The sequence below is a fragment of the Candidatus Neomarinimicrobiota bacterium genome, from assembly GCA_016784545.1.
Lineage (GTDB): Bacteria > Fidelibacterota > UBA8477 > UBA8477 > JABMPR01 > JABMPR01.
The window spans coordinates 35,079-41,420 of record JADHUM010000036.1 but is presented as its reverse complement, the minus strand read 5'-3'; the positions used below and the strand labels follow the sequence as shown (position 1 = coordinate 41,420).

Annotated in this window: 6 protein-coding genes and 1 pseudogene; all 7 read right to left on the bottom strand. The window is 43.9% G+C overall.

The genetic code is table 11. The annotated features are described in order from the left end of the window. Positions 1-137: 137 nt before the first annotated feature. Positions 138-569: a hypothetical protein gene (locus ISR87_09550; GenBank protein ID MBL7025690.1), complete on the bottom strand. Its 432-nt coding sequence runs from the start codon at positions 567-569 to the stop codon at positions 138-140. Next, on the bottom strand, positions 557-994 hold the full coding sequence (locus ISR87_09545; GenBank protein MBL7025689.1) for a DUF559 domain-containing protein: 438 nt from the start codon (positions 992-994) through the stop codon (positions 557-559). Before ISR87_09545 ends, ISR87_09550 begins: the two co-directional genes overlap by 13 nt. A gap of 85 nt (positions 995-1,079) precedes the next feature. After that, complete coding sequence (locus ISR87_09540) at positions 1,080-1,454, bottom strand: zf-TFIIB domain-containing protein (GenBank protein MBL7025688.1); 375 nt, start codon at positions 1,452-1,454, stop codon at positions 1,080-1,082. A 127-nt stretch (positions 1,455-1,581) separates the two neighbouring features. Continuing rightward, the gene (gene lon / locus ISR87_09535) at positions 1,582-3,960 is read right to left on the bottom strand and encodes an endopeptidase La (protein ID MBL7025687.1); all 2,379 of its coding nucleotides are present in this window, start codon (positions 3,958-3,960) and stop codon (positions 1,582-1,584) included. A 27-nt stretch (positions 3,961-3,987) separates the two neighbouring features. Next, positions 3,988-4,932 (bottom strand): hypothetical protein, encoded by a 945-nt coding sequence (locus ISR87_09530; GenBank protein MBL7025686.1) that lies wholly within the window; start codon positions 4,930-4,932, stop codon positions 3,988-3,990. A 441-nt stretch (positions 4,933-5,373) separates the two neighbouring features. Beyond that, positions 5,374-5,718 (bottom strand): iron-sulfur cluster assembly accessory protein, encoded by a 345-nt coding sequence (locus ISR87_09525; protein MBL7025685.1) that lies wholly within the window; start codon positions 5,716-5,718, stop codon positions 5,374-5,376. 95 nt (positions 5,719-5,813) lie between these two features. Next, a pseudogene (locus tag ISR87_09520) lies at positions 5,814-6,325 on the bottom strand (hypothetical protein). Positions 6,326-6,342: the final 17 nt, after the last annotated feature.

Below are 6,342 nucleotides of genomic sequence, written 5' to 3'. Positions count from 1 at the left end.
TTAATAACAAGAATAAATACAACTTATCTAGTTTATTATCAAAAGGTTACGCATGATCTGTCTAGTCGCGGGATCGAAACCCTAACTAAGTATCCTCTATTGGACCCCCGTTTTCACACAGCCTCTTAATTCGGGTGCTATTTGAATATCAGATAATACAGTCCCCCCACGATAGCTACTAAAGCAACTGCAGGAGCAATGAGCACACCTCCAATAAAAAAAATAACAGCAAAACCATTCAAGAATTGATTCACCACAGGAATAGTACCAACTTGAGTATTGATTCCATCAAAGATATTGTGGAGCAAAACCATGACGGGAAAACTGATGATGGAGACTGCCAGAAGGGTTCCAAAGTCTCGGGCACTGCGCCAGTGATGTATCAGACTGAAGCCCAAGCAGGTTATACCAAGATAAGTCAACCCAATGCCGGGTGGATTATCACTGATTCCGATTCCCAAGGCAGCCAAAATCAAGATGACACCTATGGCAAGTAATGGTTTTGTGCCCGGCCGCTCGTATTGTGTTTTTATGAATTTTAGCAAAGTATCCACAGTTACTTCTCCCAATCGTTCCCCTCCTTGGAGGGGCTAGGGGTGGGTTTTCTTTCCGTCAAATCTTCTTGATGCTCTTCAATCCATAGTTGAATCGTCATCACCACATCATCTATATTCTTTTTAACATCCAGATCATCGAATCTCAGAAACCTCACACCCAATTTTTCTAATCTTTTTTGTCGTCTCCCATCATATTTCTGAACTTCTACAGCATCATGACTGGCACCATCAACTTCAATGGCAAGCATCAAATCCTTACAATAAAAATCTACGATATAATTGTCAATAGGACGCTGTCTATTGAACTGAAAACCCATCATTTGTTTTGCTTTTAGTCGTTTCCACAATAGAATTTCCGAAAACGTCATGTTTTGATGGAGTTTTTTGGCCTTTGGCTTTAAGTCTGGATTGTATGTCAAAATAATTCTCTTCGTCATACTTTACCCACCCCGTCTCGTAAACGAGACACCCCTCCAAGGAGGGGACTTTTCCCGCACCTTGGTAGAAATTATGGTTATAGCTCTAGTTGTTCGATCGGTTAAAGAAGGATTTAAAGAATTCGCCGACGGTCAATTCTTTATAATCCCTGAATTCACCGGCATCAAAGTAGACACCTTTGCAATCAGGACAACGTTCATAATGGATGTGAGCCTGCCTCTTGTCAGCCTCAGGGGTCATGGCAATGTCGCATCTTGGACAAACTGCATCAATATTCTGGTTCTGTTGTTTACCGAGCTCGGGATCTCCCATATCAATCACTTCAGAACCGGATAATTGTTTCAAATCCTGTAATTCAAATCTGTCGAACCAGATCCCATAGCATTTCGTACAGCGTTCAACCTGAACATACTCGTACTTAATACTTTTCATATAACCCTTACATTTGGGACAATGCATCAGACGACTCCCTCTTTATAACAGTTAAAACTCCCACAAAAGGTAGACGAAATCAATGAATTTTTATGCTCTGTTTAAAAATCCCTTCATTGAATTCGTAAGATTCGTTTTAAAAGTATCTCTTCTTCTATGCCTCAGCAGCTACTTTTTGGGTGACCTTTTTCTTTTCGGTAGCTGGCTCAAGTGCCAGCTCAATGACATCACAAATTTTATCTACAAATTTGAATTCCATCTCTTTTTTCACTCTATCAGGTAATTCTACCAGATCAGCCTCATTCTTCTTTGGCAGAATAACAGTTGTCAGACCAGCACGGTTGGCAGCCATTACCTTTTCACGAATACCACCAATAGGCAGAACTGCTCCTCGGAGGGTAATCTCACCTGTCATACCCAGATTACTTTTCACCAATCGCTCTGTGAGGAGTGAAATCATGGCCGTAAAAAGGGTGATACCAGCTGATGGACCATCTTTTGGCACAGCACCGGCCGGGATATGAACATGGATATCCCATTTTTTATAGAAATCAGGATCTACCCCAAATTTTTCCGCATTTGAGCGAATATAAGAATACACAGCCTGAGCGGATTCTTTCATCACATCGCCCAGTTTGCCAGTGAGCTTCAAGCCGCCCTTGCCTTTCATTTTCATGGCTTCAATAAAGAGAATATCTCCACCGACGGCTGTATAGGCCAATCCAATTACGATACCATAATTAGACATACGCTCGGCAATTTCACTATGGCGTCTTGGAGGCCCCAGCAGCTTGGCTATACTGCTTTTGGTGATACGACGTGGTTTGTCATTCCCTTCTGCTCTTTCTCTGGCGACCTTGCGACATACATTGGCAATCTGACGTTCAAGATTTCGAACACCCGCCTCATACGTATAGCGACCGATAATCTCAGCAATAGCAGTATCCATGAAGGTAATCTGCTCTTCTTCCAGGGCATGTTCTGTGACCTGCTTGGGAATCAAATAAGATTTGGCGATATGGATTTTTTCTTCTTCGACATAGCCAGGGAAATCAATCATCTCCATTCTATCACGGAGCGGGCCAGGGATGGGGTCCAGCCAGTTTGCTGTGGCAATAAACATGACCTTGGATAAATCAAAAGTCACTTCAAGGTAGTGATCACTGAAAGAGTTATTCTGCTCAGGGTCAAGCACCTCCAGAAGCGCAGAGCTGGGATCGCCTCGAAAATCAGTCCCCAGCTTATCAACCTCATCCAGCATAAAGACCGGATTACGGGTTTTGGCTTTTTTAAGTCCCTGTATGATTCGACCTGGCAAGGCACCGATGTAGGTCCTGCGGTGACCGCGAATTTCGGCTTCATCCCGAACGCCACCCAGGGAGATGCGAATAAATTCTCTACCGAGAGCGTCAGCGATAGATTTACCAAGTGATGTTTTACCCGTTCCAGGCGGACCCTGGAAGCACAGGATAGGTCCTTTGATGGGTGCATCAGGACTTTGTTCCATCTTAAGCTTCCGTACAGCGAGGAATTCCAGGACCCTGTTTTTGACGCGTTTCAAACCATAATGGTCTCTATCGAGAATCTTCAAAGCTTCCTGTATGTCAACTCGATCCTCAGTCTCTTTACTCCAGGGTAATTCCACAAGCCAATCCAGATAGGTACGGGAAACCGTATATTCAGGAGATGATGGGGGGATTCGCTGGAGGCGGTCAATTTCTTTATTGGCTACTTTTAGCGCTTCTTCCGGCATGCCGGCTTCGAGAATTTTCTCTTCCAGTTCCTTGATTTCCAGGGTTTGATCATCTTCGCCCAATTCTTTCTTGATGGCTTTCATCTGCTCTCTAAGAAAGTACTCACGCTGACTTTTTGAAATTTCTTCCTGGACCTCAGTCTGAATTTTCTCACCAATTTCCTGGCGCTGTATTTCCCGATTGATGAGGACAGTAGCTTTCTTCAGACGTTCTGTGACATCAGTTTCTTCCAGGATACCCTGTTTTTCGGTATTGGAGAGTTGCATCATTGAGACGGCTCTATCCACCAGGCGGGCAGGGTGCTGGATATTGGAGAGCAGTGAGATGTGTTCCTGGGTGATATAGTCTGCGACCTTTGAAAGTTCACGGAAAAGTGTGCGGATATTGGCAGACATGGCATCAGTCTCTAGATCGGCATCATAGATTTCTTCTATACCCTCAATGCTAGCTTTAAAATATGGGTCTGTCTGTGAGTAGCTTTTGATGCGGACGCGTTCACCTCCCTGGACAATAGCACTCTGGCTACCATCAGGCATATCCAATATCTTCATGACTGAGGCAGTGGTCCCAACATCAAAAAGATCACCAGCTTCTGGATTCTCCACTGAGCCTTCACGTTGTGCCACGACAACAATTGTCTTTTTCCCTGAAGGAAGTTCGCGTAATAGTTTTAATGATCGTTCTCTACCTATATAAAGCGGGATAACCTGCTGCGGAAACAACACTGTATTGCGCAGTGGCATCACTGGAAAGGCGGTTGAAGGGTTTATATCTGTCATCGTTTACTCCGAATATATATTTTTGAATTAGACATCTGAATCGTACTTGAGTGTTTCCTGAACTCGTTGTGTCTGGAAATGTTTCAACACTTTTAAAACTCGCAAGGTGACACCAAAGTCACCCTGTTTATCCCGGCCCACAATACTTGGCCATAACCCTGTTTTTAGCTGAGCATCTATAAGCCAATCAAGCAGTTTATATGTTTTACGGTCATTATTTTTCCCATCAATTAACTTGATGGTTTCCAAATATCTGAGGGTTCCTCCTGAGATGATGCTGAGACCACTGGTTCCAGAGATCAGAGTATCCCAGACTTGCATACCTGGGAGCAGTGTACTCTCTCCTTCTTGAAGAACCTTCCCCTCCAGATATTTAAGCCCCTTTTTAATGGCCCGATTCTCGCGGAATTTTTCTGACTGCCCCAGGGTCCAAAGAAAGAATAAGCTACTCCAATAACAGGATGCGGTTTCTGTAGGTAAACTGGACCAACCACCATCTGAATTTTGCCGAGCAATTATATCTCTCATTAGCTGCTTGATGATTGGGCTGCCTTCTAACTGGTATACAATCGCCAGATAGATTGCCTGGGCATGGTGATGTAGTCTCAATGGTAAATTCTGCTCAGCCAGTGCTCGTAGAACTTCCCGCATACCCAGCATCACTTTATCCTGTTTGTGGGTTACAGAATAATCAAGGAGTCCTTGTAGAACTTCCAGCTGTTTCAAAAGTTGAAGGGTTTGAATTTGAGCATCATTCAATCCAGTGGTTTTACCATCAATCGGCCATAAACCAATGGCACTCTGGTCTGCCAGAATTTTCCGTCTGGGCTGATGCTTTCTCAAGTTTTTTTGTAATGCTAAGAAATCTTCAGAAGACGAATCCTCTAGAATATCCTCTACCAGTTGATAGCGGATTGGGAGAGGTGCTGCCTTTAATAGAACGGGAATTGGATTCTTCTTAAAATTTATCATCCAGGGATACTGGTCCATATTATGAGGGTCAGGCAACATATGGATAAACTAAGACCAAAATACAGTCTAACAAGGCAAACTATAGGAGCTAATAAAGGTTTCTTGTGAGTTAACGTAATTATTATTTAAGCTGAGACATTATTTCTAACTGCTGATGGAGCATCCTGGACATCTAAAACGGTTGGCGGAATTAAAATTGCAGTAATTACCCCAAAACCTGCGTTGTTTACACCAAGTTCATCTGATTATGAGTCACCTACAGGGTGCTTTGGGATTTAAATTATCCGGCTTCGCTCTACGAGCTACGCCGGGATTACCCCAAAACCTTCGGGTGTATATATCAGGCAGGTCTATTTGCTTATGAGTTGCCTATAGAGTGCTTGGGGGGGTAAAAAAAACCCTGGTGATGAGCCAGGGTCTTGTTCGAGGAGAGTTACGGTCCTAACAGTTGCAGTTGCCTCCGCAATTGCAATTGCCACCGCATCCACAATTCGACTGTGCTTTAGGTTTCAAAATTGTAAAACCTTCAGCATGTTCGTCTTTGTAGTATTCAACACTGGCACCTTCCAACTGAGCAAAGCTCGCTGGATCAACCAGAACACGGACGCCCTGTGAATCGAAGACATTGTCTTCGGGATGTTGCTTATTCTCCAGAGACATTCCATAGGAACCATTTGAACAACAGCCTGAGTTTGCATAAATGCGAAGACCACCCTCATCGGAAAGGTCCTGCTGGCTCATGAGACCCTTAATCTTCTCGGCTGCAGTTTCTGTAATTTGAATCATATATATTACCCCATTCAAGTCAAGTTTATGTACAGTTTAAAGATGATTAATATTGTCCCCTATTGCAAGAGAAATCGTATCCTCACTCCTGTGGATCATGCAGTGAGCATAAACCGCCATGCACAGAAATAGTTATCGGGGTGTGGGTCTGGCGGACAGCGCACACAAATAGTCTTGATTCGCGGATCGATGGTTCTTGCAAATTCTGTGTACTCCACCAGCCCAACAGACTTACATGGAAAATCAGCTAGTCCATGCCTGACTCGGGCACCCTGGACGCGACACGCCTGCATTTGAAACAGGAAGCTATCCTCTGTCTCCTCCAAAATTGACTGTTTGTTAAGTCGGGAGTACAATCGATAACCCAGGGCTTTTTCAAGCCTTCCAAACCAGAATCGTCGGCAATGTTGTGCCGTTTCATGATTCTTCTGGCCTCTATTACAGTAAACTGTCTCCACGCCTCAGTATCACATTCAATGGCAGTTTCCATTCCGTGCCTGGCCTCGATTGCCTGAAACCAAAGGCCATCATGGGCGAGCCAATTCTTGGCAAAGTCATCTAACATTCCAACGAGCTGTTTCCGTGATAAATGATCCAGATTTGACATAGATATTTCCTGTTCCA

Coding starts and splice junctions, on each gene's coding strand:
- ISR87_09545 (MBL7025689.1), bottom strand. CDS start 994: ATGACGAAGAGAATTATTTTGACATACAATCCAGACTTAAAGCCAAAG.
- ISR87_09540 (MBL7025688.1), bottom strand. CDS start 1,454: ATGCATTGTCCCAAATGTAAGGGTTATATGAAAAGTATTAAGTACGAG.
- lon (MBL7025687.1), bottom strand. CDS start 3,960: ATGACAGATATAAACCCTTCAACCGCCTTTCCAGTGATGCCACTGCGC.
- ISR87_09530 (MBL7025686.1), bottom strand. CDS start 4,932: ATGATAAATTTTAAGAAGAATCCAATTCCCGTTCTATTAAAGGCAGCA.
- ISR87_09525 (MBL7025685.1), bottom strand. CDS start 5,718: ATGATTCAAATTACAGAAACTGCAGCCGAGAAGATTAAGGGTCTCATG.